The organism is Wolbachia endosymbiont (group B) of Apotomis betuletana, from assembly GCF_947250475.1.
Classification (GTDB): Bacteria; Pseudomonadota; Alphaproteobacteria; order Rickettsiales; family Anaplasmataceae; genus Wolbachia.
Window position 1 is genome coordinate 772683 of sequence record NZ_OX366320.1, and the last position, 26477, is coordinate 799159.

Genomic DNA, 26477 nt, shown 5'->3' on the forward strand with positions numbered 1-26477 from the left:
TGTCATCCCAGTGCTCCTTCTATGTCATCCCAGTGCTTGACACTGGTTTCTTACCAACAAAAACCTAGCATAACTTTTGTGCTCAAAAAATTTCCAGCATCAAGTGCTGGCCTGAAGCTTTAGCTGTAAATGTTAAGAAATTTACCAAGCGAAAAAAAAGGCAAAAAAATCCCCGTGTAACGAGTTTTGACCCTATAATAATGTAAATTGGCGCTGTAATAATGTGCTAACGCTTAAAATAAGCGCGTTTTGGCTGAATGTAGAAAAAATAAAAAAGACATGCAGCCGCTATAATTTCTATGTAATTTGCCAATAAATATCTGAGTTTTTTACTGAATTTTTGTTGTTGAACCCGCGCGGATCGAAAACAAGGATAAATACTCTTATTGTCATAATAAGGGGGCTGGCGCAGTTTGTCAAGGAAGTTTTATGCGAGAGATCTATTGAAATGCTCGTGCAAAATCATACTATTAATTAGTACACTATAAATTTAAAATTATAAATATGTTAAGCAAATTAGTAACTTTGCTATTAATTTTTATATTTCCTTTTTACTCATACTCATATCAGTTTAGAACCAAAGCAAAGCAAGCAATTGTCTTAGATTTAGCTTCAGACTCGTTCATTTTTGAACACAATTCCAGGGAAAAAATGGCCCCATCTTCAATGAGCAAATTGATGACTTTATATGTAGCTTTTGATTATCTAAAAGCTGGAATAATAAAAATGGAAGATAAATTTCGAGTAAGTAGAAAAGCATGGGAAAGGAAAGGCTCTTCTATGTTTTTGAAAGAAGGTCAATTTGTTACGGTAAAAGAACTACTTGAAGGAGTTACAATTGCCTCAGGTAATGATGCATGCATAGCGCTAGCCGAGGGTATTGCAGGATCAGAGGAGAATTTTGTTGCTGAAATGAATGAAGTTGCACAAGATTTAAATCTTAATGATAGTCATTTTGTTAACTCAAGCGGGTGGCCAGATGAAAACCATTTTATGAGCGCAAAAGACTTGGTAACACTGGCAAAAAGGATTTTTACTGATTTTCCTGAATACTATGATCTATTCTCTGAACAATATTTGACATATAACGATATTGTACAAAAAAATAAAAATCTTTTACTTTTCCATGATATTGGAGTTGATGGTCTAAAGACAGGTCATACAAGTGCTGGTGGTTATGGCATTATAGCATCTGCAAAACGGAACGATAGAAGAATTTTTGCTGTCGTGAATGGTTTGGACACCGAGAAAGAGCGAATAGAGGAAGCAAAAAGACTAATACAATATTCCTTAAATCATTTTAACACCAAGAAAATATTTGCTAAGGATAGCGTAGTTGAAGAAATAAATATTGTTTATGGAAAAGATAAAAAAGTGCCCGTTACAGTTGCAAACGATGTTACCATAACTTATAACCGCAGATTACATGATAAAATTAAAGTGCGTATTGAGTATAAAGATATGGTACCCGCACCAATTAAAAAAGGTCAAGAAGTGGGCAAAATTTTTGTAGAAATACCTGGTACTGAGCAACAAACTATACCTGTTTATGCAGCAAATGATGTGCAGAAATTGAGCTATATAAAAAAAATTTTTAGAAAGTTGTTTTAATCAGCAAATGTAAGTTAAGGAGACCTGAAATACTAATCTACTTTCAACCTCTCAGCATGTAAACTGCGTGGTAAAGATTCCAACTCTTTTGCAGCAGTGAGTTCTTTATTTTTTGCATGTATACCAAGCTTATTGAATTCTCGGGCAGCAGGAAACACTCTTGCCTCAAGCGAACCAGCAGTTTTATTGTAATGATCAACAGCACTTTTTAAGCTTCTGCGTAAATTATCAAAATTTTCGCCCATTGTGCAGATTCGCTCATATAAAATATGGCCTAGTTCACTTATTTTCTTTGCATTTTCAGCTATCATCTCTTGCTTCCATCCATAGGCTACTGCCCTAAGTAGCGCGATTAAAGTGATTGGTGTTGCAATAATTACTTTTTTTTCTATTCCAATTTCTATCAAAGCTGGTTCACATTCTAGTGCTGCGCTGAAAACCCCTTCTCCTGTTAAAAAAAGCACCACAAACTCTGGCGTATTTTCAAATTGGTTCCAATATTCCTTTCTGCCTAGATCGTTTATATGTTTTTTTATCGCCAGAGAATGATTCTTCAACTTTTCCCTTTGTATCTGCAAATCATTTTGTGACATAGCATCCATATAAGAATCAAGTGGCACTTTAGCATCTATTATTATTTGCTTTCCTGATGGCATTTTTATTATTAAATCAGGACGTAACAAATTATCCTCATTTTTATCAACCACTGAAGCTTGAGTAAAAAAATCGCAATATTCAACCATTCCCGCCATTTCTACCACTCTTTTGAGCTGCATTTCACCCCACTTACCCCTAATGTGAGGTTTCCTCAGGGCGTTAGCAAGGTTAGAGGTTTGACTCATTAATGCTCCAATTTGCTCCCTTAAACCTTCATAGGCCCCTACCCTCTCTTTCTCTAGCTCACGTATTTCACTGTCGAATTTTTCTAATTTTTCTTTTATTGGAGTGATAACTTCGTTGATCGTTGCTTGCCTTTTTTTGAAGTCACTTTCTGTTTCTTTTAGCTTATTATCGATCACTTCTTTTGCTAAGTTCAGAAAATTATTATTGTTTACCTGAAGAGCATCAAGAGAAAGTGCTTTAAAAGTGTTCGTAAGCCTCTCCTCTGCTTTTGTTAGTAATTCTATTTCCTTTTTCTTTTCTTCACGCTCTTTTTGAAGAATTACTTCAAGTTCTGCGTTCCTCACTTTCAAATCAACTATTTCCTTATTTTTATCTACTAAAGACTGTTTTGCCTCTTGAAGTTCATGTTCTACTTTAAGTAAATTCTTCTCAAGATTCTCACTAAATTTTCTGTTCTTTCTTACAACAATATAGAGAAATAGTAGTAAAAAAAGGAAATTCAATACAAAAGCTATAGAATTGAAAAGCATCAGAACACAGAAAAAACCGCACTCACAATACTATCTAATTTTTTTATATATAAAAAAGAAAAAAAGAGCACCTGAAGAGATGCGCTTACTGAAGGGCTTGGTTTGCTAATTAATAACCGTTTTCTTCTACACTTGGATTAGTAACAGAATGTCTTTTTATTGAAAATCTTATGTAATAGTTATTTTTATAATATCAAATAGCACATATATTAACAACTCAATTTTACTCTCATTATTACAATACTTACATACCAGTTACTTCACTAAAAACTTAGCTTCAATCCGGCCAAAAGCACATATCCGGAGTTATTATCTTCCACTGCAAGCTCCTTAGTACTAAATCTTACAATATCAAAGTAATATGAAGTACCAACAGCTAATGGATATTCAAGACTGAAAGCCTGTGATGTTAATTCGTTTGTACCTTTGTCTGCAATATCCCTAACACTATTAAAATATGTTAAGCTCACTTTACGAGAATCAGAATGATAAGCAATACCTGCATTTACATAATGCATATTATTTGTTTCATGACTACGCTTCTCACCAGATTTACCACCATTCCCGTACGACAAAATGCAATCAAGTTCAAAAAGCTTTAGTTTCACACCAAAATTCCAGTGTAGTAATTGATTATGACACTGAAGATCGCTAGAATTTTTGTTTGTACAATCAGTTAAATTTTCCCTTGCAAATTCACCAGTCAAAGCAGTAGTAAAATTTATTTCATCTGATAGGGCATTTTTATAGGAAAGACCAGCGGCTATTAAATTATTATATTGTAAATTATTTTTACCTGGAACATAACTGAATCCAAGTTGAAAGTTATGAATTTCAGGAGAAATATAGTTTATCATTGGTTGTTTTAACTTCAGCTCTAGTCCATTATAGTCGCTGTAAACATTGGGTTTTACCCAAAATACCTTGTCCTTATCATACCCAGGGTCATCATCTTTTTTTCCATTACCGCGCAGATTTGCATAGTTTGTCCAATGACCATTTATTCCCCCAGCAGCTGTATAAATTTTTGAAGTGTTAATTAACATACTCTGACTAACTAAACTTCCTTTACCATATTCAAATGATCCAAACTCCTGATTCTTTATGATAAAATACCACTTCTCCATTTCTAACTTTTCTATGTCTAGTGCCTTTAAGTTTGCAATACCAGAAACTCCTGCCTTAACATCAAAACCCATTTTAGTATTTGGATAAACTTGCTGTAAATAAAGCAAGCGCAGGTCTGAATAGCTTGAGGTCTTGTCTTTTGTAGAGCTAAAAGAATCTCTGTTGAAAGCGTAGCCAAATCTTAAATCTATTTTTCCATCTAGTTCTGCATAAAATATCTCCTTATCTAGAATTACCCTAGCATTGACACTCCCTACCACGAATAATAATGAAAATAGTTTGATCAGTAACCTCATAGTTAAGCTTAAATTTTTAATATAAGCTTAATAGAAATAAAAAACAATTCTTATATTGTGTAGAACTTAGATACTACAAACCAATTAATGACAAAAGCGTTTAAGCATTCTTCACACTATGTTTTTGAATTATATTTCCATAAATAATTGATATACTTGGTAACTTTCGCTTTAGTAACTGCTTATTAATGGTAGAATATATACGACTAATTATTTTAGATGTGTTCTTTGCATCACAGTTAATCAAAATAAAAAGCACCTTAGTTCTCATCAATAAATCCTAGAAAATCATCACTACGGCAATTTTTATAAAAATGCTCTGTGATCATACTCAATGCATCGTTTATCTCATTAAATTTATTATTGAAGCCTATTATTCCTATAACTGCATTAATTTGATATTCAAAGGCAAAATTCAATATGACATATAACTCCAAAATCGTTGAATTATTGTCTGGTATATCAAACAAGTTGTGTTTTTTATATTTCTTACCCATCAGATATTTATCCCTAAACATTGCTAGCTTATGAAACAGGCTAATGTCACGTATCAATAGCTCATAATTAATCTTGCTATTAGTAAATTGAGTTGTGCGAAAAACTTTTACCTTTGTTTTTATATCTTCTCCTTTAGCGTCGATTAAAGAAAAGCCTATCACTTTTGGCAATATATCGGGCAAATCGCGCCCATCTTCAGTATACTCCAAATAGCTTTTCATATCTTCAGCTGCTCTTTTACTTAAAATATTGATTAACGGCTTATTAAGTAAATTCTCTCCCTCACATTTTAATAAATTCCTTGCAGCTTGATTGAGTCCCAAGATTAATACGTTCTTTTTCTCATTATCCTGACAAACAGATATCACAGCATCATCTTTCCTTCTTTCAGTTATAAAATCTTCCATATCTTCTCACATATAACGTATTTATAAGTATAATAAGATTGTATTAAAATTCATTTACCCATTAATATACTTGATAAAGTATAGAAAAATCGTCATGTTGCTGCATGTTCTAAGTCATGATAAAGGAATCAAAATTACAAATATAATTTTGCTTATTCTCTTTATACCTTCACTACAACAACTTATTTTGCTGTATTGGATTAGATGGTTGAATATAACCTAAAATACTGTAACACGATTCTTCGTATGAAGGTAGTAGTTCCTCAAGCGGTGCTGAAGGTTGTACTTTTTCATAATTGTCAGAAGGAAAATTGTCTAATTCTTTATTATTAGTTGCCTTATCCATACATTTTATTGGTTGCTCTATATAGTCTTGTATTTCTTTTGTAAAACTATGATTTAGATAACAACTTGTTAAGTAAGCTACACCTGCTACTGTTAGTGCTAATGCTACAAAAACTAAAGGTGAAGCTCCTATACACCTAAAAACCTTTACTTTATACATACTCATATGAGCAGGTGGGTCAATGGTTGTTGCCAAAAAAATAAAAAAACCAAGTGAAAAAAATATTAACACGCAAATTCCACCCAATGAACAAGATCCTAACGCTACTTCTTTTAATGATTCTTCGTTTTTCTTTTTATTATTAAGGCTTCGATACATTTTATTAACGTTAGTATTGCTAATATAATCTTCTAGTTCTTTTAAAATTTGAGTCTTTAACTCTTCAATCTCATTATCTATTAACGAATAGTATTTTTTATACCGCTGCTTCAATTGAACGTCTAATACTGATTTACCACCATTGAGAAGATTTAAAATGTCTTTTTTGCATAACTCAATCTCCTGAGAAATTTTAGAATCGTTTTGTCCTTTTATATCTTGATCCACTTTATCCTGTAGTTTTTGACCAAAATCTTTAAATACAGTTCTGCAAGAAAGGTATTTTAATATAATAGGTAAAGCTAGCTCATTTCCCTTACTAAGCAAAGATAAAAGCTTCAAAGCGAAAGAATTAGGTACTGCCTCTCTTGGTAGAATTAAGGTGAAATCTTCCAATACTTGGCAAACTAATTTTATTGAAGAATCTTTAAACCCTTTTGTACCAAATTTTAATGAAGCAAAAAATTCTTCTAATTCTTCAAAAGGACAACTATTTTCCTCTAATTTTACTTTTATAATATTGCTTAACATTGTAACTCCACTAACCGTTTTATACATGTAGCTTAACACTATTTTAATAATTTATTAAGAAAGTTTAATTATTAATTATAATATTTAATAAAATAAATAGACTCTTTTACATTTCATCTGCAAGAATCTTTTGCTTAGTTTGTAAATAAAGATTTTCTGAATCTAATTGCCGCAGGTTACGTTTAGTAATATAATCTCATATTAAATAAAACTTTACCTAAGTTTATGCCAGACTCTACGTTAGTTTTAACAACTATTCTTATATTCTTCATCTTTACGTTGTCACTTTTTTTTATAAAAAGGATATTTGGATCAACGAACAAGAAGATAATAAAATCCTTCAGAAAAATTGCTCAGCAGATTAATGCGCTAGAGCAAGAAATGCAGAGCTTATCTGATGAGGATCTTGCTAGTAAAACTGCGGAATTAAAACAAGAACTGAAAAATGGAAAAACACTAAATGACCTTCTCGTACCTGCATTTGCGGTTGTACGAGAAGCATCACGAAGATTCCTTAACATGAGGCATTTCGACGTTCAGCTAATTGGTGGCATGGTTCTCCATAATGGCATGATATCAGAAATGAAAACAGGAGAAGGAAAGACACTCGTCGCAACTTTAGCCGCATATCTAAATTCTTTAGAAGGAAAAGGTGTGCACGTCGTAACTGTTAACGACTATCTTGCAAAACGAGATACAGAGTGGATGAGTAAATTATATAATTCTCTTGGAGTTTCTGTTGCATTTATTACAAATAATTTGACAGACGACGAGAGAAAAAAGGCTTATAGCGCAGATATCGTATACTCAACAAATAATGAACTTGCCTTTGATTATCTACGAGATAATATGAAATTTTCTCAAGAAGATATGGTTCAGAGAGGCTTCAATTATGCAATAGTAGACGAAGTAGACTCCATACTGATTGATGAAGCGCGTACTCCGCTCATTATTTCTGGCCCACTTGAGGAAAATAATCAGATATATAAGCATATCAATAAAATAGTAATCAAATTAGTTGATTCTGACTATGAAGTCGATGAAAAGAGTAGAGCAGTGTTCCTCACTGAAAATGGCATTTCACGAGTGGAGGAATTACTAAAATCGTATAACCTCATTCCTGAAAATTCCTCGCTCTATGATACTAGCAATATTATACTGACTCATTATATAGATCAAGCACTTCGTGCACATAAGCTGTTTACTGCTGATAAAGATTATATAGTGAAAAACGGTAAGGTGGTAATTATTGATGAGTTTACTGGGCGCATGATGGAAGGTAGGAGATATTCTGATGGTCTTCACCAGGCACTGGAGGCAAAGGAGAATCTTGAAATTCAGCATGAAAGTCAAACTTTAGCATCAGTCACATTTCAGAACTACTTTCGTATGTACAACAAACTTTCTGGTATGACAGGAACAGCAGCAACAGAGGCAGAAGAATTTCGTGATATATATAGATTAAATGTAGTAAAAATTCCAACTAATGTGCCTGTTAAAAGAATAGATGTTGATGATGAAATTTATGGCACAGAAAAAGAAAAATTTAGTGCTGTATTGAAGTTTATAGCGGAATGTCACAAACGCCTTCAACCAGTGCTTGTTGGCACTGTGAGTATTGAAAATTCTGAAAAACTTTCCGATCTTTTGAAAAGCCATTCTCTTAAGCATTCAGTATTGAATGCTCGTTATCATGAACAAGAAGCGTATATAATAGCGCAAGCTGGAATACCAGGCAGCATTACTATAGCAACAAACATGGCAGGACGTGGAACTGATATTCAGCTTGGTGGAAATGTTGAAATGATTGCAAAAATAGAGCTCGAGAAAATAAAAAATGCTGATGAAAGAGAAAAAAAATATCAAGAAATAGTCAAAAGAGTAAAAAAAGATAAGGAAATTGCTATAAAAGCTGGTGGCTTATGTGTTATTGGAACCGAAAGGCATGAAAGCAGGAGAATAGATGATCAATTACGTGGACGTTCTGGCCGCCAAGGTGACCCTGGACTTTCTAAGTTCTTTCTATCACTTGAAGATGATTTAATGAGGATATTTGGTTCTGATAGAATGAGGAATTTTTTGCAAAAAGTGGGACTAAAGAACAACGAGGCTATTCATCATCCATGGATTAATAAAGCACTTGAAAAAGCACAGAAGAAAGTTGAAGTTAGAAATTATGATGTGCGGAAGTCTTTGCTAAAGTTTGATGATGTAATCAACAATCAACGTAAAGTTATTTTTAAGCAGAGAAATCATATTTTAAACAATGAAATCAATGATTTAGTTGAAGTATATAGTGAAGTAAATGAGGATATAATAGAAGGTATAGTACAAAGTGGTTATTACGAAGATTATGTTGAAGATATTGCAAAAGAATTCCACATAAGATACGGGATAACGCTTAATCTAGAAGAGTTTTTGAATAAACAAGAAGCCTTGGATTATATAAATGACAAGATACAAGAATTTTTTACTGAGAAAGAAAAATATTTCAATAGTCAACAAACTACAGATTTGTGGAATACGATAGTGAAACAAGTGATGATCATGACACTTGATCATTTATGGAGGGAGCACCTTTCGGTCTTAGAGAGCCTAAGACAAAGCATAAATTTGCGTGCCATGGGGCAAAAAGACCCACTGAATGAATTTAAACGCGAAGCTTTCTTAATGTTTGAGTCGATGCTTGAAAAGTGGGGGGAGCTTACCATTCACCGCCTAGCGCACTTTAAGTTGCTAGACAATCAAGAAATAGGCAATAGGTCACGCTCTACTAAAAATAGCAGACTTCCAAAAGTTTCAAGAAATGACAAGTGCCCTTGTAACTCTGGAAAAAAATACAAACACTGTCACGGTGCAGTTGCCGTAGTGAATTAGTTGTTGCAAGCACATTATAGCTGCTATAGCTAACCGAAGTAAGATTTGCCCGAGCACTAAAAAACAAAATCAATAGCCGAATTAATATTGGGCCAAAAGGTTTGTAGAGCCTTTCTTATGGCGTGCTTGATCAGAACTTCTCAATCGGATTTAAATCTGGCGAGTATGGAGGCAAGAACAAAATTTTACACCCAATATTTTCTATCAAATTTTTCATCCTTGCAGATTTATAAAAGCTCGCATTGTCGAGAACAATAGTCTGTCCAGGTTTAAATACAGGAACAAGTACATTTTCTACATAAGCATCAAAAATCTCCCTGTTGCAGTAGCCATCAATTATCCATGATGCTTTAACTTTTCCTTCATTCAGTGCTCCAATTATGCTTACCCTCTTTCTTTTAAACCCTGGGCAAATAACCTCTTGCCTCTTTGAGACCACCCATATTCATAAAATTCATTGTCCTCTATTCCAGACTCATCTATGTATATCAAGTTTCCTTTATTTATTTCTTCTACTTTTTTTATGAACTCTTTGCGTTTCTCTTTATCTCTTTCTCGATAAAGAAAAGTTTTTTTTATATGTATAGTTTACTTTGCTAAGGTAGTTATATACTGTGCTTCTACACATATTACCAAATTCTTCAATTATCTTTTCAATTCTAATATCTTAATTTCCATTCAGAAATTTGGCAAATCTATCTAAGTCTTTAATCTTATGACCATATCCTTTGTGATAGCCTGAAGATGGTTTCTGTTTCTTTTTTCCTTTTCCTCCACAAATATATTGGTTTTATGCTCACTTTGAATATTTGACTGATTTTTTTATCGTCATTGTTTTTTTATCGACTCCTTTGAGAACACGTTCTTTCAGATCCTCACTATATGGACTTGGCATCTTCTTCTTTCTCATTACTTATTATACCATTCTAACCAATTTTGCCATATAGCTAAACCTTTCTTGGGTTAGCTATAGATGATAAAATATTTGATTCTAGTTCTTTATAGTCTACTAATCCGGTAGTTCTATTTGCTTGACTCATTTCAAACCTCCATTTTTTATATCAATTTATTACTTTTCTTTTCGGCTTGACACACTTTTTTGAACGTTCCCCACTTTTTCTATCACCTTTTCAAATTCTTCTACAGTTAAGCCTGTTATATTACGAAAATTTCTTGGGTGTTTCTTTATATTGTAGTAACTAAAGCTCATTTTTTTACCTTACTCTATCTGCTTATTCCTCTTTCATCATTTTATCATTACCTTTTGCAGCAGGTCTATTGATGCATGAGTCTGGAATCTAGGAATTCTGATTATATATTAAGTTAGTAAGTATAAAAGTTATGTAAAAATACAACGTTTTTAGTGAGATTACGGAAAGCCAGCGTCACACGCTGGAATGACATCTTTCTTGGTGGACTCAAATCATAATGTTTGTACGGTTGTGGATTTATAACTAAAGCAATCTAGAAAATTAATGATATTTTATTCCCCGGCAAACGCTCTATTTTATTTTCCGTCTCTAGTTCCAAAAGAGCCATTAGAGCTATGTTGGTAGAAAGTCCGCTTGCTAATATAAGTTCATCTATATCAACAGGTACAGAGTTAATATGATCAACTATAACAGATTTTGCCTGTTGTAATTTTTCTTGTTTTTGGTCAGCAACGGTATCAAATAGATTTTTTTGCTGAAGCGGTAAACTAAATCTCACGCTCTCTACTATATCATCAGCGGATTCAACAAGTTTAGCGCCGTTCTTAATTAAATAATTACTACCACTACAGCGTGAATCTAAAGGGAAACCAGAAACTGCAAACACCTCTCTTCCTTGATTCAAAGCAAAATCTGCTGTGATGAGAGAACCAGACTTTTTTGATGCTTCAATTACCACAACACCGAGTGAAAGGCCAGATATAATTCGGTTTCTTTGGGGAAAATACTGAGGCTTTGGTTTAGTAGCAAATGGAAGCTCGGTAATTACTAACCCGCCATTTTCAGTGATTCTTTTGTATAGATCAAAATTTTCTCTTGGGTATACTACGTCAATTCCGCTTGCTGTGACAGCAATGGTTGGGTGATTTTTGTATATTACACTGTTTGCTGCAGTATCGATCCCTCTTGCAAGTCCAGAAATTACGATGAAACCAACTTCGCTTAAATCAAGTGCCAACTTATTGGCAAAATTTCTTCCATTGATTGAAGAATTACGTCCACCGATTATTGCAATTATCTCACGGCTTAACAATGATATATCACCAAGTGTAGTTATTACAGGAGGACAACTCGGTATATTCCTTAAAATGTCAGGGTAATCTGGATCACATGCTGGTATTATTTTGGCTCCAATTTTTTCTGCATTCTTAATTTCTTCTTGTACATTTTTAATTCCATAATCCTTGTTAGCCAATTCATTAAGATACTTAAGCACTTCATCTAGTGAGCCACATGCTCTTAGTATACTAAAAAACTTTACTGGTCCCACAGTTCTAGCCAAGCTTAGCCATATTTCTAATTCTTCGTTATTTAATTTATTTATCTTCATAAAAGGCTTGAATTTCTTATCAGTTTAGTGTACCCAAGATAATGCAAATATACAGTATTTTATGACGCATTTTGTTACAGATAAATGCATAAAATGTAAATATACGGACTGTGTAGAAGTATGTCCCGTTGACTGCTTTTATGAAGGTAAAAATATGCTCGTGATTAACCCAGATGAGTGTATTGATTGTGGAGTGTGTATACCTGAATGTCCAGTAGATGCAATTGTAACTGATGATTCCATAAAAGATATTCTAGAGCTAGATGAAGGCTTACTGAACAATGAACAAAAAATCTTTAAATCATTTTACAACATAAATGTAGAATATTCGCAAAAGTGGCCAAATGTCACAGCTAAAAAGCAACCCCTAGATACAGCAGAAGAGTATAAAGAAAAAAAGGATAAAACAGCTTATTTTGACGAAAATTTAGGGTAATAGAGTACGAAAGTGGACTCACACTTTTTTGATTAAATAGACATTGAATTGTAAGCATCTATTTCATCTGCCATAGACGATAATTGTGCACTCTCAAAACGGAGATTGTTTGCAATGTCTATTAATTTCTCACTAATTTGTGAACGAGGTTCAGGCACTGAAAAGAAAGCATCACATCTAGCCTTGCACAGAGGTTTGTCTGTTTCATTGAGCGCCTCTTCACAGTTTTTATGGCAAATATGAGATAGGTTGCGTGCCTGAAACGTTAATGAATTCGAGTTTTGTGTAGACATAACCATAATATACTCCTAAATTAAAAAACTAACTCCACGGTAGCATTTATGTGTTAATAAAATTGTAATATTTATATTAGCATAATTACTTTTCAGATACGTTTATTACTTTATTGAAAAGTTCAGAATAAATAGAGAGTACAAAAGAAGCCTCACATCTTTTTGGTTAAATAGACATTGAATCGTAAATGTGCGTTTCATCAGAAAATATATCAGCAGATGATATATTACTATCAATATTGTCTGGTTTAAGTTCATTGTTCAGATTCTCGAAATCTTTTTGAATTGTTTCAATTGTCTTCTTTAAATTACCATACTCTCCCCATAACTTGGTATTGGTTAAATGAATATTATTGCTTAGATTCTTGAAATCTTCTTTAATTGTTTCAATTGTCTTCTTTGAGTTATAATGCGCTCCCCATAACGGTCCAGTGATTGATTTAATACAAACTTTACTTAATGAACATTGATTATTATCTTTTTCTGACATAATATTCTCCTTAATTAATATTATATTTAATATAGTATAAAAGTATTAATACTATATTAAATATGGAATCAAAAGTAAATAAAGCAATACAGGAACGTCTTACAGTTGATTCAGTGAATCTTGCACCATAGCTTTAAAGGGTTTAGAAGACTAAGAGTTGGCGATGTGTATTATACAGACACCAAAAACATGAAGTAACTATCGTTACAATAGGATATAGGGACACCATTTACGTTTGAAGGAAATATGTTTTGCAATAACCCTATTCTATAATGCAAAACCCAATGTATTACTTGCAATCTGGTGTCTGATCACAAAGGAACCAGTTTACATAAAACTACTTGCCACCTGCAAATTGCAATATCTGTACAGCTGTGGAATTTTTCAAAGCGTTTTTTCTATTGAAGATAAAAGTATCTTTTATATATGATATATAGCAAAATATTAGGGTGCTTATGGTTCCAACTATAGCAATTTTAAGTGGTGGATTTTCTTGCGAAAGAGAAATATCGCTTATGAGCGGAAAAGCAGTAAAGAAGGCGCTTGATAGCCTTTCATATAATGCAATAGAAATAGATGTTGATAGCAACATTGCTCAAAAGCTTAAAAAAACTAATCCCGCTCTTGCTTTTATTGCTCTACATGGACCTTATGGTGAAGATGGCTGTATTCAAGGTTTACTGGAGATTTTAGGTATAAAATATACACACTCAGAAGTTATGGCTTCGGCTGTTGCTATGAATAAAGTGATGTCAAAGCATATATTCCATTCTCTTAATATCGACACTCCAAGAGGTTATGTAATTAGTCGAGAAGATGTGCTAAAAAATAATATTAAAGTTGATTATCCGTACGTCTTAAAACCGATTAACGAAGGCTCAAGCATTGGAGTACACATGATTTTCTCACATGAGGATTACTTAGAGCTGAAAAATAACAGTTCTACTATAATGGAAAAGATGATCATAGAAGAATACATACCGGGTATAGAGTTACATACTGCTGTGTTGCTGAATGAAGCAATTGGCACTATGGAAATACGACCAAAAAATAAATTCTATGATTATGAAGCAAAGTATACAGATGGATTTGCAGAACATATATTTCCTGCTAAAATTCCTGACAACATATATAGAATGACCTTGGAACACGCACTAAAAGTTCATCAATTTTTAGGATGCAAAACTGTTTCCCGCTCAGACTTCCGTTATAATCCCCAAAATAACACTTTAAAAATGCTTGAGATTAATACACATCCTGGCTTTACTGAATTATCGTTAGTACCAGAAATTGCAAAATTGACAAAAGGAATTGATTTTAATGAATTAATTAAAATTATTGTCAAAGACAGTTTACACCACAAGAATATTAGAGATCAAGCCGATGTTGAACAATGTTACTAGAAGCCAAAGGAGTTTTTTGCGCAAGTGTGCTTTCATGATTATAACTGCACTTTTCCTTACACTAGTACTTTATAGTTCACTTGATAAAATAACAAATCGATTCAATTACTACTTTACTTGGTGTAACGATCGCTTATCGAGCTTATTAATTAGCAATGGATTTTCAATCGACAAAGTAACCGTTACTGGAAACAAATTTACAAATGAACAGGACATTCTAAGTTTAGTAGATAGAACACAACCTATCATGTATGTATCACTCTCAAAACTAACAGATAATATACAATCTGTAAGCGAATGGATAAAACATGTAAGAATTTATAGGATTTTACCCAACACCTTACGCATTGATGTAAATGAACACAAACCTTTTGCTCTTTGGAAAGATGATAACAGAACTTCAGTAATTGACTCTGAAGGTAAAGTAATCGTAGATGATTACCAGATAGATAACCTCGTTATAATCAAAGGACAAAATTCGTTATCAAGCCTAAAATTCATTAAAGATATACTAGAGAGGAAAACTCAATTAAGTGATCATATTTCTTCTTGTGTTTATGTAGGCAATAGAAGATGGAATATCATACTCGATAACAGTGCCACAGTAAAATTGCCTGAAGATAATCCTTATAGCGCATGGGATTATTTAAGCCACTTGCAAAATACAACCGACTTTACTTTTAGCAATTGGAGCATAATTGATATGCGTGTTGCTGATAAGATCTTTGTGAAGAAGTGATCTGCTCGGTGCTCCTTTTCATTTCATGCAAGTAGCCCTTTCTCTGTCATATGAGTAGCTTAAAACTGGAATCCAGATTGCAAGTAATTGATTGGGTTGGGTGAGTATGGGTTTTGCATTATAGAAGGAAGCATTAACCATTACTAAACAAAAAGGGGAGTGTTAAATAAACTGTGTCAAACCGAGAAGTAAAGTAATAAATTGATAAAAAAATGGAGGTTTGACAATGAGTCAAGCAAACACAACTACCGGTTTGGTAGACTATAAAGAATTAGAAACAAATATCTTATCATCTATACGAGAAGGAAGACCATTGACAGGAAGAGATGGAGCATTAACACCATTTATAAAAAAACTGCTAGAGGGAAGGCGAGATAGAAAACCATTTGTCAGCTGAAAGCGAAGAAAACAACCGAAGAAATTCAAAGACTTTACGGACAAGTATTTGAACTATTGACACCAAGAGATAGAGAAGGAAGTTTCGAGCCACAAGTAGTCAGAAAAAGGCAAACAACCGAACTTGAAGCAAAGGTTTTAAGTATAGCCCTTCTCATAATAGTCCAAAAAGAGTAAGATGGATTGATAGTAGTGGAAGGTAAGGATGCCAGTAGCAAATAGTTATGACTTAAGAAAAAAGGTAATGGAAGCATTGGATGAAGGAGAGAGTGGAGAAACTGTTGCCAAGAGATTTAAGATCGGAAAAACAACTTTATATGAGTGGAAGAAAAGACGTGAGAAAACGGGAGATTTTCAGTCAAAAAAGCCTGGAAGCGTGGCATAAAATTACCGACTGGAATGCATTTGCCGAATTTGCAAATGAGCAAGGTGGCAAAACTCAGTCAGAGATGCTGGGGCAATATTAGTAGACAAACAATTCATCGAGCACTTAAAAATATAGGATTCACAAGAAAAAAAAGACCTACAGATATAAAGAAAGAAATGAAGAAAAGCGAGCTCAATTTTCAAAGGTTATAGCAACAAAAGAACCTAAAGAATTAGTGTATATAGATGAGTCTGGACACTGAACCTATGGTTATTGCCAGAAAGGACAGCGGTTTTATGCCCTAAAATCTGGGAAGAAAACTCAACGAATTAGCATGGTTGCAGCCTTAAGTGGAAGAAAAATAATTGCTCCGTTAACCTTTGAAGGCCACTGCAATATGGATATCTTTAATAAATGGTTTGAGCAGTTTCTGACACCGATTTTGGAACCTGGACAAACTGTTATCCTTGATAATGCTACTTTTCATAAGTCTAATAAGATTTGCTAAAGGAGTTGGTGCAGAAATTTTATATCTTCCTCCATATTCTCCAGATTTTAACAAAATTGAATATTATTGGTTTGCTATAAAAAACAGAACCAGGAAAAACATTCCTTTATTCAAATCTTTTCGTCATGCTGTCGATTCTTCTTTCTTATGACCTTTTTGGACTATTATGGGAAGGGCTATAACTGATACTGAAGTTATGTCTTAAACCTTATCACCAGGCTTAACAAATAGATGGCCCAATGTTATTAACTTTATAGGCTTATCTTCGTTATTTACCACCACCCAAACACCATCGTTTTCATGATCAACAATTTCTATTGGTGTAAATACTACATAATTATTGTCATCAACAATCTTTATTCCAAGAACACCATCGTCACTTAAGCTCAAGGCTGAAGAAGGAATTTTATATGCAAATTTTTCACCTGAAGGTAGGCTTACACTAGCAGTCAGTCCTTGCAAGGATATAATTTCATTATCAGTTACCTTGACCTCCACTCTATAAGATCCAGTTTTAGGCTCAGCAATTTTACTAATAAAACTCACTTCACCTACTAATTCCCTTCCGTCTAGCAAATTAATTTGCGCTGCACTACCCAGTTTTATTTTATTTACTTCATTTTCTGAAACATACAACACTACAAGAACCTGATCAAAATTAACTATGTCAGTTATCTTATGTCCAAGATTAACAAAATCCCCTTCATTTACGTTGATCTTATCTATATAACCATCAATAGGAGATTTAATCGCAGTGTTTTCTAAATCCAATTCTAGCCTTTTTAGGTCAGCTTTTGCACTCTGCAATGCAGTAAAAGCTGATTCCACTCTTATCTGTGCTCCATAGCCTTTTTTATTCAATTTTCGAGAGGAATCATACTCAATTTCACGCTGATTTAATAAAGCTTTGGCTTTCTCAACCTGTGCAACTCTGTCATAATCTTCTATCTTTAAAATTACATCGCCTCTTTTTACTTTTTCACCATCAGACAAATAAATAGCAATAACTTGACCACTTGTTCTTGAGACAAGGCTGACCCTATGCAAGGGATTTACCGTACCAGAAAAATTTAAATATACAGTGCGATTTTGTGGAGTATAATCCTGAGTTTTTACTGAAAAACTACTAATTGGATTATCACTATGAACCGCCTGATCTTTTTTTAAAAATGTACTGTTGATAAAAAACAGTAGAATAAGAGCAATACCAGAAACGATGATTACTTTGTTTCTCATCCTTAAACAGTAAAATTTATTGACCAATCTTGTTAGAAATAACTGCATAAGTTTTCGAATCAGAAGTGTAAGTATAACACAGCTATTGTCACTCTATAAATAGTTTTATATGAGCAAGTTTTCTTACAATAAATAAGTTTTTATTGCAAAAATGCAATTTTTAATCAAATAAAAAAGTTGTGCATAAAATTTCCATCATATTATATGATGAAAATAAGAATATTGTAACAAAACTAAATATATATTTAAACAGAGCTTTAGCCCATCACTAAACCAACACCCAATTGCTCAACACTATCAATTTTAATTTGTAAAGTGCCCTTTATAAATTTATTAGCCTGGTCTGTACTCATAAAAACTGTATGTTTATTGGGCATTAATTTTTCCATATCTGCTCTATTTTTTTTATCTTGCAAATGAGGTTCGCAAATATAGCTATACTTTTTAAAATCTAGAAGTTTAGCAAAGCCATCACGATCATTCTCATGGTGAAAAGCAACATTTACACCTACTATTTCGTCCGTTTCTTGCAGCTTTCCATCTTTATCTATTACCTGTGCCTTAGCAAGCGCAACTGTAGGCTTATGGCCATAATTTGCTCCAATAACCCTTCTTATTGAATGTTCTATTGCTATTTTTTGCACTTCAGGACTTTCATCAAACTCTTTCAAAAAATTAAGGTGTAAGTTAATATATTCAGAGTATTTCAATCTGTGTTTTTTATGTATAGTTGGTTTGTAGGACAGTTCATTTGTAGGTGACTTATAGTTTGCAAGAAGCAATTTTTGTTCATATTGCTCATTAAATTTCTTTATCTTTTCAAAATGTCTTTCATATTGAGTCAATCCATCTTTCCCTTTTTTCTCCATCCTTTTCAAGAATTCCTCTACTGGCTCTCGTTTGGCTAGATTAATTTTGCGTGTAAGCGGAATTTGTTTTTTCAAGCTAATCCAATATGGTAAGCAAACAACTTTCGCATCTTTCGAAAATAGACCTTCTAACTTTTTCACTGCATTGTATAAGTTTGCTGATTCTGGTTTATAATGCCCGCTATTATTGTCTATATAAGTTATTTTACCATTTACCACTTTCATTAAACCAGAACATAAAATCGGCTTACCGCCTGCAAGAGTTGAATGACGATAAGCCCATTCGCTTTTGTTAACATTAATATGTTCATGAGTTACTAATTTTCCATCAAGCGTGATAACATAAGCTACACAACCTTTTTACCCTTACTAATTTTATCAGTTGTATCATATAATTTGCCCTCTAAGTTGTATAACTTAAGTTCCCCATCTTGCTCGCCAATAAATTTTCTTTGATCAAATTGTTCATCAGAGTTAAAATACTTAACCCTTGTATTAGTTCCAGGAATTTTTCTTCCTTCAACTCCAACTTCTGGAAACAAATTATATCGTGGAAAAAAATAAGTAAAATTATTCTCTATCCAATACAGAATCTTATTTATGATACCAAAAACTTTTCTATTACCTAAATCAATAGAGAGTTGCTGTTCCTTTGGTACTGCTAGATGATTGGACTTTGTACCAGACTTGCCAAATTCTTTGGCAGCATATTTAAACTTTTCTAGTAAATATTCCTTACGTTCTTTTGATATTGACATTTTTACCTCACTCACTATTATTTTATCCTATATTATTTTAGACAAAAAGTCAATCTTTCTTAAGATATTAAGAAAAGAAAAAGCAGCAGCAAAATAGCTAAACTGACTTAGATTTATCGACAATTTGAAAAATCATCATTCCGCTACTTGTTAGCGGAATCTATGTTCGCACAGTTAGTTATCGCTATTTACCCAACAAACTTATGCTAAGCTGTGCTGCCACTAATTTTGCAACCAGTACTCTATAAGGCGAGCATGACACATAATCAACCCCTGATTTGATGAAAAACTCTATGGACTGTGGATTCGCTCCATGCTCTCCACATATACCAAGTTTAATTTCTTTTCTGGTTTTTTTGCCCCTTTCGATAGCTATTCTGATTAATTCCCCTACCCCTTCGACATCTAGCACCTCAAAGGGATCGTTTTTGAATATGTTGCTTTCCTTATAAGAATCGAGAAAATTAACTGAATCATCTCGTGAAAGTCCCATAGTTGTTTGTGTTAAATCATTAGTGCCAAAACTAAAAAATTCTGCGTGTTTTGCGAGTTTGTCAGCAATAAGTGCTGCTCTTGGCAGTTCTATCATCGTTCCAATTGAATAGTTCACATCGAAATTTTCGGCTTCTTTCTTTATTAACTCGCATATCAGAATAAACTCTTTCTCACTCATGATAAAAGGAATCATGATTTCAGGTTTCACTTCTATCTTCTTTTCTTTCCTTAATTCACTTGCAGCACTGAGTATTGCCCTAATCTGCATTTTATATATTTCAGGATGAGAAATAGCAAGTCTACAACCTCGATGGCCAAGCATTGGATTTTTTTCTGATAACTGTGCTATTTTATTTTTTACTGATTCAACTGACTTATTCAGTGATTTGGCAATTTTCTCTATAATAGATTGATTGTGGGGCAAAAACTCATGTAGAGGTGGATCAAGTAAACGTATAGTAACCTCCCTGCCCTCCATAATAGAAAATATTTCTTTGAAATCAGACTTTTGCATTTCTTCGAGTTTATTTAATGCATTTGTCCTTTCATTTTCATCATCAGCTATTATCAACTTTTGAATGAATTCGATTCTATCACTAGCAAAAAACATATGTTCTGTGCGACATAATCCTATACCTTCTGAACCGAATTCTTTTGCAATTTTTGCATCTTTTGGAGTATCAGCATTCGCTCTCACCTTCACTGTTTTGATTTCATCTACCCAGTTAATTATCGTTTTGAATTCTTGAGATAATTCAGGCAAAATTGTAGGAAGAATACCAAGCATAACCTCTCCTGTTCCTCCATTGATGGTGATTGATTCACCTTTATTTACTTTTATATCCCCCATAGAAAGAAATTTTTCATCTTTATCAATATAAAGTCCATTTAGACTACAAATGCATGGTTTACCCATTCCACGAGTTACAACAGCGGCATGCGAGGTCATACCTCCTCGCGCTGTTACTATTCCACTTGCAGCATTCATTCCATTAATATCTTCAGGGCTCGTCTCTGATCTTACCAAAATTACTTTTTTACCCTGCTCTGCAGCTTTTTCAGCATCACTTGCACTGAATACTACATATCCAGAAGCAACACCTGGAGAAGCTGGCAGTCCTTTGCCTATTACTTCTTGATCGATTTTAACATCAAGAACTGGATGCAATAAATTGTCAAAAGTTTTTGGATCAATTCTCAATATTCCTTCCTCTTTTGTAATCACTCCTTCGTTTACCATATCAACTATTATGCGAATAGCAGCTTCGGCTGTGCGCTTGCCAGACCTAGTCTGCAAAATCCATAACTTACCGTCCTGTACAGTAAATTCGATATCCTGCATGTCCTTATTATGACTTTCAAGTTTTTCACATACCGCGCATAATTCTCGGTAGACACTTGGTAGCAACTTCTCCATGGTACTTTCTTGCTCCCCGTCAATTGGCATAGGAGTATAAACACCAGAAACCACATCCTCACCCTGAGCATTAACTAAAAACTCACCAAAAAGCTTTTTTTCTCCAGTTGAAGGATTACGTGTAAATATCACGCCGGTTGCAGAATTATCATTTAAATTACCAAAAACCATTGCTTGCACGTTGACCGCTGTTCCAAGGTTTTCAGGAATATTATGTATTCTTCTATAGGAAACAGCCCTATCATTTTTCCAAGAGGCAAATACTGCATTAACTGAGTTTAACAATTGCTCTTCAACGTTCTGCGGGAAATTTTTTCCTATTTTCTCACATACTATCTCTTTAAAATCATTAACAATTTTCTTTAAAACATTAACATCAAGATCAGCTAAGCTTTTTGCTCCACTCTTTTGCTGCTCATTATCAATAACATCTTGAAATAGGTGATGATCAAGCTGTAGTACAACATTGGAGTACATCATGATGAAACGGCAGTAGCTATCGTAAGCAAAACGTTCGCCACTTTTTTTTGCAAGCCCAACAACGGTTTCATCATTTAGACCAACATTTAAAATAGTATCAAGCATGCCCGGCATTGAATTCACACTACCAGAGCGTATGGAAACTAATAAAGGATTATTTGAATCCCTGAATTTACAACCGATGTCACTTTCGAGCATCGCCATGTAGTTTTTTATCTCGTTACGTAGATCACAAGACAATTCATTATCTTGACAATAGGCCTGACAAACAGCAGTGGAAATTGTAAAACCAGGTGGAACAGGAATGCCAATGTTACACATCTCTGCCAGATTTGCTCCCTTCCCTCCTAGTAGATTTCTCATTGCTGCATTACCTTCACAGTTGCTTTGGCTAAAGTAATATATTAACTTTTCTTGCATTTTTTTCGGATTTTCACTAATAAACATACTATACATACTATTCTAATAAATTTGTCAGGCAGGAGTAATAAATTTTGTAAAATTCAGCACAATTAAATAGCCTCTCTCCCTTTCATTCTAGTGTCCCTATTGTCATTCAAGTCTGTCATCTCAATGACCTCTATGATGTCATTCCTGTTGGAGTATGAATGTAGCCTTATCTCACACTCCTGTCATCCCAGTGCCCAGACACTGGGATCCAGAAGACTGATCAAGTAATAAGAACTAGTCACGCGCTGGCTCTCTTAAATTACTTTAGCTATAAGTGTTAAGAAATTTACCAATCAAAAAAAGGCAAAAGAATCCACATGGTGCTGATTTTATTACTGTAATTGATAATGTGCTAACGCTTAAACGAAGCGTGTTTAGGCTGAATAGAAAAAAATAAAAAAAGGCATGCAGCCGCCATAATTTCGCCAATAAACACAAGATTTGTCAAGAATCTTCTATTAAATGAAAGTTATGAAAAAAATCTATTGCAAGTCTTTTAATATTCTGTTAAGAGCTGGGATAATATAAAAATTATCATGTTCGGATTAGAAGACAGGAAATTTCTGATTACTGGTGCATCAGGCGGAATAGGGCAGGCAATTGTAGAGGTTATGCATAAAGCCGGAGCAACTTTATGTATCTCTGGCACAAAAAAAGAAGTACTAGAAGAAGTTGCTAAAAAATATGAAAAAAACATTTATGTACTTCCTTGCGACTTATCAAATCCTGAAGAGGTAAATCAACTAATAAATAAAGCAAGTGAGTTGATGAAAGGCTTTGATGGGCTCATATGCAATGCAGGCATTACACAAGACAGTTTATTACTGAGAATGACAGATGAATCATGGCAAAAGGTGATTGATATTAATTTGAGCTCTACATTTACACTAAATAGAGAAGCATGCAGGAAATTAATTAAAAATAGCTGGGGAAGAATTATAAATGTTTCCTCAATAGTAGGTTTAACAGGCAATGCCGGGCAAGCAAATTATGCAGCTTCTAAAGCTGGGATAATAGCCATGAGTAAATCTATAGCAAAAGAAGTTGCAAGTCGCGGTGTAACAGTAAATTGCATTGCTCCTGGGTTTATAGATACTAAGATGACTGAAGTTTTAAATGAAAAACAAAAAGAAAAAATATTAGATAATATTCCAATGCAAAGAATGGGAACAGGGAAAGAAATAGCAGCAGGAGTATTGTTTTTAGCAAGCGACGAAGCAAGATATATAACGGGGCATGTGCTTAACATCAATGGTGGGCTATTTATGTAGCAACACTTATTTATGGACAAACTATGAGTTTTACCCTAAAATAAATATATATATAAATTTAGATTCACACTAGTTTATTACTTGGAGGCAAAAGAATGAGCTATATAATAAAAAAATTTTTTAATGCTTTATGTATAGTGCTGTTTCTCTCTTTTTCAGATTACGCAAATGCTGCTACTGATATAGATGATACAACTGCCCAAGTAATATGCAATATTATTGGTTATATTTGGGGAATAGGTGGGCCACTTATGACTGTAGTCATAATAGGTGCAGCTTTGCTTGCAATATTTGGTAGAATGCCATGGCCAGCTCTCTTTGCCCTAGGTATGTTTTGTGGTGTATTTTTTGGTGCCAAAGCGATTATAATGAAAATTATACCCGATAGCATTAAACAAGATAGTATGTTGAGCAAGTGTGGGGAAAAATAACTTAAAAATCAGGATATTTTTGTGTGTATTGTTCCTTCATGTCTTCAATCTGTAACAAATAATGACTGTCTTTCGGTAAAGTTTTAACAGCTACCTCAGCGTATTTCATAAATTTCTCTAAATCACCTTCAATACAAGCCTTCTTTGTCAAAGCAAAGTAATACATTGCCATATCAGCGCTACGTTTATATGCAATACTTAAATACTTCCAGACAAAAGCGTTATTTGCTTCTACGCTTGCAATCTGCTCCAGGTAAAAAATTGCCTTCTCTACGTCACCGTATAACAATAAAGTATGAGATAATGCAAGTTTCACTAAATAGTTATTCTTCTCAGATAAATATCTAAGTGATTCTTCATACATTTTTATTGCTTCACTTAAATTTCCAGCTTTGTATAACATCTCCGCTTTTAATTCATATAAATAAGGATCATTGCGTGACTCTTGAATCAATGAATTAACTTTAGTAATAGCCTCTTCGATCTTTCCTTGCCTATAGTGAATTACAGAATTTACATACTTAGAACTACCTTCATATTTATTAGATAACACATGAATAGGAGCAAAGAAAGAGTCTAGCTTTGCAACCATACGCTCAAACTTCAGCAATTTATCTGCAAGGATTGGTTTTATATTGTTTTTAACCTTATAATTCTGTACAGCAAATATACGCTTATCACTAAGTGGGTGAGTGCGGAAATACTCTTCAGTGTTTTCATGCTCAATACTCTTAAAATAGTCAAAAATCTCTTTCATACCCAAATTATCATAGCCAGATTCATCTAGGTATCTTAAAGCATAGCTATCTGCTACACTCTCTTGCTCTTGAGAATAGTTAAAAAACAACCTTGAACTAAGCGTTACACCACTAAGCAAGATTGCACTCGCAACCTGAGGGTTAATGACAATACTAGAAACTAATCCTACCATATAACTAATCATTGCTATTGATTGAAAATAACCTACAGCACTACTCATTTGTAATACATGACCAGCAGATATATGAGCAATTTCATGTGCTAATATACCAAGTAAGACATAAGGTTCAGTCGAATATTGTAAAAGCCCTAAATGAATGAAAATGCTATTATTGTTAATTACAAAAGCATTAATCGATCTATCATCAACTATAAAAACTTTTATTTTATCATTATCAATACCCGCAGCAGAAAATAAAGGTTGCGCTAGATCCTTAACTACCGCTTCCACTTCACTATCTCTAATAATACTAACAGAGTAAGCGCTATTACAGTATACGAAAAAAAATAGTAAAACAAAAAGCTTAGACATGGAAATTCCTTGTTTGTATAACTTTGAGGAATTTTATATTTTAACACTTAAACTATACGAATCTATAAACGCTAGTTTAAATTTTGAACGTAACTGATAAGTTTATCAATGGTAGTTAACTTAATATTATGTTGTTCAGCAAATTCAAGCAACTGGGGTAAGCGCATCATAGAGCCATCATCATTCACTAATTCACAAATAACTGCAGAATGATTACATCCCACTAACTTAGCTATCTCAACACTTGCTTCAGTATGACCAGCACGTTGCTCTACTCCACCCTCATGTGCAATCACAGGAAAAATATGACCGGGAGTTATAATGTCATCCTGAGTTCTATTTTTATCAATAGCAACATGTATAGTTTTTGTTCTATCCTCAGCTGAAACACCCGTAGTAATACCATAACGTGCATCAATTGATGTAGTAAAAGCAGTATGATTTTCACCAACATTTTTTTTTTCCATGAAACTAAGGCCTAACCTTTTCATGTGAACTTTAGTCATTGCTAAACAAACAATCCCTGTACCGTATCTAACCATAAAAGCCACATGTTCTGGCTCTAATTTCTCAGCTAATACAATCAGATCACCTTCATTCTCTCTGTTTTCATCGTCAACTAAAATGAATAATTTACCAGAACTAGCATCCCTCAATACATCTTCCACAGAAGAAATACCGGGTAGACTAATTGAAGGATAAGTTACTTGTACCATGATTTACTTAAACTCAATCTTAACTATTTTATACAATTTCTCTCCATTTGGCACTATCACTTCCACATACTCACCAACTTTTTTGCCAATTAAAGCACTACCGAGTGGTGAATCCGTAGAGATCAACTGCTTTGAAGCATCAGCTTCATACCCACCTACAATCTTATAAACATATTCTATTTCACTGTTATCATCACCGAGCATGCTTACCGTAACAGTTGCACCAAACATTACTGTATCACCAGACAAATTTTTTACTTCTATCACTTCTGCATGTGAAAGTTTACTCTCTACCTCAATTATGCGGCCTTCAATAAAACTTAATCTTTCCCGTGCTGCATGATATTCTGCATTTTCAGATAAATCGCCTTGATCACGAGCATCAGAAATAGCCTGTATGATAGAAGGTTTTTCTTCCTTTAATTTCTCAAGTTCAACTTGCATACTCTCAAAACCTTCCCTTGTAATAGGAAACTTGTTAACAATGGATGAAGTCATAATCACC

21 protein-coding genes and 3 pseudogenes are annotated in these 26477 nt (G+C 33.6%); 9 read left to right on the forward strand and 15 right to left on the reverse strand.

Features of this window, described 5'->3' with window-relative positions:
* The first annotated feature begins 504 nt into the window (after window positions 1-504).
* Window positions 505-1611 carry a D-alanyl-D-alanine carboxypeptidase family protein gene (locus OOK82_RS03405; protein WP_010405178.1) on the forward strand — a complete coding sequence of 369 codons (1107 nt, stop codon included), beginning with the start codon at window positions 505-507 and terminating at the stop codon, window positions 1609-1611.
* Window positions 1612-1643: 32 nt separating this feature from the next.
* On the opposite strand, the gene OOK82_RS03410 is transcribed toward OOK82_RS03405, so the two are convergent.
* The 4 genes from OOK82_RS03410 to OOK82_RS03425 all read right to left on the reverse strand — a co-directional run bounded on the left by OOK82_RS03410 (window position 1644) and on the right by OOK82_RS03425 (window position 6508).
* Window positions 1644-2984: a DNA recombination protein RmuC gene (locus OOK82_RS03410; RefSeq protein WP_064085792.1), complete on the reverse strand. Its 1341-nt coding sequence runs from the start codon at window positions 2982-2984 to the stop codon at window positions 1644-1646.
* Window positions 2985-3247: 263 nt separating this feature from the next.
* On the reverse strand, window positions 3248-4408 hold the full coding sequence (locus OOK82_RS03415; protein ID WP_264375900.1) for a porin: 1161 nt from the start codon (window positions 4406-4408) through the stop codon (window positions 3248-3250).
* Window positions 4409-4668: 260 nt separating this feature from the next.
* Window positions 4669-5313 (reverse strand): hypothetical protein, encoded by a 645-nt coding sequence (locus OOK82_RS03420; protein WP_264686553.1) that lies wholly within the window; start codon window positions 5311-5313, stop codon window positions 4669-4671.
* A gap of 172 nt (window positions 5314-5485) precedes the next feature.
* Complete coding sequence (locus tag OOK82_RS03425) at window positions 5486-6508, reverse strand: hypothetical protein (protein ID WP_264686554.1); 1023 nt, start codon at window positions 6506-6508, stop codon at window positions 5486-5488.
* A 225-nt stretch (window positions 6509-6733) separates the two neighbouring features.
* Between OOK82_RS03425 and secA the strand changes: the two genes are divergently transcribed.
* A complete protein-coding gene (secA, locus tag OOK82_RS03430) occupies window positions 6734-9385 on the forward strand; it encodes a preprotein translocase subunit SecA (RefSeq protein ID WP_010405317.1) in 2652 nt (883 codons plus the stop codon).
* A gap of 130 nt (window positions 9386-9515) precedes the next feature.
* Here secA and OOK82_RS03435 read toward each other — a convergent pair whose 3' ends face one another.
* From OOK82_RS03435 to dprA, 3 genes are all read right to left on the reverse strand, one after another.
* Window positions 9516-9824, reverse strand: a complete 309-nt coding sequence (locus OOK82_RS03435) for a transposase (protein WP_264375903.1) — start codon at window positions 9822-9824, stop codon at window positions 9516-9518.
* A 630-nt stretch (window positions 9825-10454) separates the two neighbouring features.
* The gene (locus OOK82_RS03440) at window positions 10455-10595 is read right to left on the reverse strand and encodes a hypothetical protein (protein WP_010405218.1); all 141 of its coding nucleotides are present in this window, start codon (window positions 10593-10595) and stop codon (window positions 10455-10457) included.
* Window positions 10596-10849: 254 nt separating this feature from the next.
* On the reverse strand, window positions 10850-11926 hold the full coding sequence (gene dprA / locus OOK82_RS03445; RefSeq protein ID WP_010405215.1) for a DNA-processing protein DprA: 1077 nt from the start codon (window positions 11924-11926) through the stop codon (window positions 10850-10852).
* Window positions 11927-11987: 61 nt separating this feature from the next.
* On the opposite strand from dprA, the gene OOK82_RS03450 reads away from it, so the two are divergent.
* Complete coding sequence (locus OOK82_RS03450; protein ID WP_010405211.1) at window positions 11988-12362, forward strand: ferredoxin family protein; 375 nt, start codon at window positions 11988-11990, stop codon at window positions 12360-12362.
* Window positions 12363-12394: 32 nt separating this feature from the next.
* Here the strand turns inward: OOK82_RS03450 and OOK82_RS03455 are convergent, their stop codons facing one another.
* Entirely contained in the window at window positions 12395-12661 is a 267-nt protein-coding gene (locus OOK82_RS03455) for a hypothetical protein (RefSeq protein ID WP_264704457.1), read from the reverse strand.
* 160 nt (window positions 12662-12821) lie between these two features.
* Complete coding sequence (locus OOK82_RS03460; RefSeq protein WP_264686649.1) at window positions 12822-13145, reverse strand: hypothetical protein; 324 nt, start codon at window positions 13143-13145, stop codon at window positions 12822-12824.
* 449 nt (window positions 13146-13594) lie between these two features.
* Between OOK82_RS03460 and OOK82_RS03465 the strand changes: the two genes are divergently transcribed.
* The 4 genes and pseudogenes from OOK82_RS03465 (at window position 13595) to OOK82_RS03480 (ending at window position 16709) form a co-directional block, all read left to right on the forward strand.
* Window positions 13595-14548 (forward strand): D-alanine--D-alanine ligase, encoded by a 954-nt coding sequence (locus tag OOK82_RS03465; RefSeq protein WP_039833309.1) that lies wholly within the window; start codon window positions 13595-13597, stop codon window positions 14546-14548.
* A complete protein-coding gene (locus OOK82_RS03470) occupies window positions 14529-15287 on the forward strand; it encodes a cell division protein FtsQ/DivIB (protein WP_010401947.1) in 759 nt (252 codons plus the stop codon). The genes OOK82_RS03465 and OOK82_RS03470 overlap by 20 nt, the downstream gene beginning before the upstream one ends.
* Before the next feature lie 226 nt (window positions 15288-15513).
* A pseudogene (locus tag OOK82_RS03475) lies at window positions 15514-15827 on the forward strand (transposase); the annotation flags it as partial.
* 61 nt (window positions 15828-15888) lie between these two features.
* Window positions 15889-16709 (forward strand): annotated as a pseudogene (locus OOK82_RS03480) (IS630 family transposase).
* Between the two features lie 50 nt (window positions 16710-16759).
* On the opposite strand, the gene OOK82_RS03485 reads toward OOK82_RS03480, so the two are convergent.
* The 3 genes and pseudogenes from OOK82_RS03485 to ppdK form a co-directional block, all read right to left on the reverse strand.
* Window positions 16760-17794, reverse strand: a complete 1035-nt coding sequence (locus OOK82_RS03485; protein ID WP_264375907.1) for an efflux RND transporter periplasmic adaptor subunit — start codon at window positions 17792-17794, stop codon at window positions 16760-16762.
* A 257-nt stretch (window positions 17795-18051) separates the two neighbouring features.
* Window positions 18052-19421: pseudogene (locus OOK82_RS07705) on the reverse strand (hypothetical protein).
* Between the two features lie 184 nt (window positions 19422-19605).
* Complete coding sequence (gene ppdK / locus OOK82_RS03500) at window positions 19606-22233, reverse strand: pyruvate, phosphate dikinase (protein ID WP_264686654.1); 2628 nt, start codon at window positions 22231-22233, stop codon at window positions 19606-19608.
* Between the two features lie 566 nt (window positions 22234-22799).
* Between ppdK and fabG the strand changes: the two genes are divergently transcribed.
* Window positions 22800-23534 carry a 3-oxoacyl-[acyl-carrier-protein] reductase gene (gene fabG, locus OOK82_RS03505; RefSeq protein ID WP_264704460.1) on the forward strand — a complete coding sequence of 245 codons (735 nt, stop codon included), beginning with the start codon at window positions 22800-22802 and terminating at the stop codon, window positions 23532-23534.
* A gap of 95 nt (window positions 23535-23629) precedes the next feature.
* Window positions 23630-23965, forward strand: a complete 336-nt coding sequence (locus OOK82_RS03510; RefSeq protein ID WP_007302562.1) for a TrbC/VirB2 family protein — start codon at window positions 23630-23632, stop codon at window positions 23963-23965.
* Between the two features lies 1 nt (window position 23966).
* On the opposite strand, the gene OOK82_RS03515 is transcribed toward OOK82_RS03510, so the two are convergent.
* The 3 genes from OOK82_RS03515 to greA all read right to left on the reverse strand — a co-directional run bounded on the left by OOK82_RS03515 (window position 23967) and on the right by greA (window position 26470).
* On the reverse strand, window positions 23967-25256 hold the full coding sequence (locus OOK82_RS03515) for a M48 family metalloprotease (protein WP_264704462.1): 1290 nt from the start codon (window positions 25254-25256) through the stop codon (window positions 23967-23969).
* A gap of 71 nt (window positions 25257-25327) precedes the next feature.
* Window positions 25328-25972, reverse strand: a complete 645-nt coding sequence (gene ribB, locus OOK82_RS03520) for a 3,4-dihydroxy-2-butanone-4-phosphate synthase (RefSeq protein WP_007302560.1) — start codon at window positions 25970-25972, stop codon at window positions 25328-25330.
* A 3-nt stretch (window positions 25973-25975) separates the two neighbouring features.
* Window positions 25976-26470, reverse strand: coding sequence for a transcription elongation factor GreA (greA, locus tag OOK82_RS03525; RefSeq protein WP_007302559.1), 495 nt, complete (start codon window positions 26468-26470; stop codon window positions 25976-25978).
* Window positions 26471-26477 lie beyond the last annotated feature (7 nt).

What these genes read in the sequence shown, in the direction of transcription:
- OOK82_RS03405 (WP_010405178.1), top strand. Translation starts at nt 505, where the DNA reads ATGTTAAGCAAATTAGTAACTTTGCTATTAATTTTTATATTTCCTTTT.
- OOK82_RS03410 (WP_064085792.1), bottom strand. Translation starts at nt 2,984, where the DNA reads ATGCTTTTCAATTCTATAGCTTTTGTATTGAATTTCCTTTTTTTACTA.
- OOK82_RS03415 (WP_264375900.1), bottom strand. Translation starts at nt 4,408, where the DNA reads ATGAGGTTACTGATCAAACTATTTTCATTATTATTCGTGGTAGGGAGT.
- OOK82_RS03420 (WP_264686553.1), bottom strand. Translation starts at nt 5,313, where the DNA reads ATGGAAGATTTTATAACTGAAAGAAGGAAAGATGATGCTGTGATATCT.
- OOK82_RS03425 (WP_264686554.1), bottom strand. Translation starts at nt 6,508, where the DNA reads ATGTTAAGCAATATTATAAAAGTAAAATTAGAGGAAAATAGTTGTCCT.
- secA (WP_010405317.1), top strand. Translation starts at nt 6,734, where the DNA reads ATGCCAGACTCTACGTTAGTTTTAACAACTATTCTTATATTCTTCATC.
- OOK82_RS03440 (WP_010405218.1), bottom strand. Translation starts at nt 10,595, where the DNA reads ATGAGCTTTAGTTACTACAATATAAAGAAACACCCAAGAAATTTTCGT.
- dprA (WP_010405215.1), bottom strand. Translation starts at nt 11,926, where the DNA reads ATGAAGATAAATAAATTAAATAACGAAGAATTAGAAATATGGCTAAGC.
- OOK82_RS03450 (WP_010405211.1), top strand. Translation starts at nt 11,988, where the DNA reads ATGACGCATTTTGTTACAGATAAATGCATAAAATGTAAATATACGGAC.
- OOK82_RS03455 (WP_264704457.1), bottom strand. Translation starts at nt 12,661, where the DNA reads ATGGTTATGTCTACACAAAACTCGAATTCATTAACGTTTCAGGCACGC.
- OOK82_RS03460 (WP_264686649.1), bottom strand. Translation starts at nt 13,145, where the DNA reads ATGTCAGAAAAAGATAATAATCAATGTTCATTAAGTAAAGTTTGTATT.
- OOK82_RS03470 (WP_010401947.1), top strand. Translation starts at nt 14,529, where the DNA reads ATGTTGAACAATGTTACTAGAAGCCAAAGGAGTTTTTTGCGCAAGTGT.
- OOK82_RS03485 (WP_264375907.1), bottom strand. Translation starts at nt 17,794, where the DNA reads ATGAGAAACAAAGTAATCATCGTTTCTGGTATTGCTCTTATTCTACTG.
- ppdK (WP_264686654.1), bottom strand. Translation starts at nt 22,233, where the DNA reads ATGCAAGAAAAGTTAATATATTACTTTAGCCAAAGCAACTGTGAAGGT.
- fabG (WP_264704460.1), top strand. Translation starts at nt 22,800, where the DNA reads ATGTTCGGATTAGAAGACAGGAAATTTCTGATTACTGGTGCATCAGGC.
- OOK82_RS03510 (WP_007302562.1), top strand. Translation starts at nt 23,630, where the DNA reads ATGAGCTATATAATAAAAAAATTTTTTAATGCTTTATGTATAGTGCTG.
- OOK82_RS03515 (WP_264704462.1), bottom strand. Translation starts at nt 25,256, where the DNA reads ATGTCTAAGCTTTTTGTTTTACTATTTTTTTTCGTATACTGTAATAGC.
- ribB (WP_007302560.1), bottom strand. Translation starts at nt 25,972, where the DNA reads ATGGTACAAGTAACTTATCCTTCAATTAGTCTACCCGGTATTTCTTCT.
- greA (WP_007302559.1), bottom strand. Translation starts at nt 26,470, where the DNA reads ATGACTTCATCCATTGTTAACAAGTTTCCTATTACAAGGGAAGGTTTT.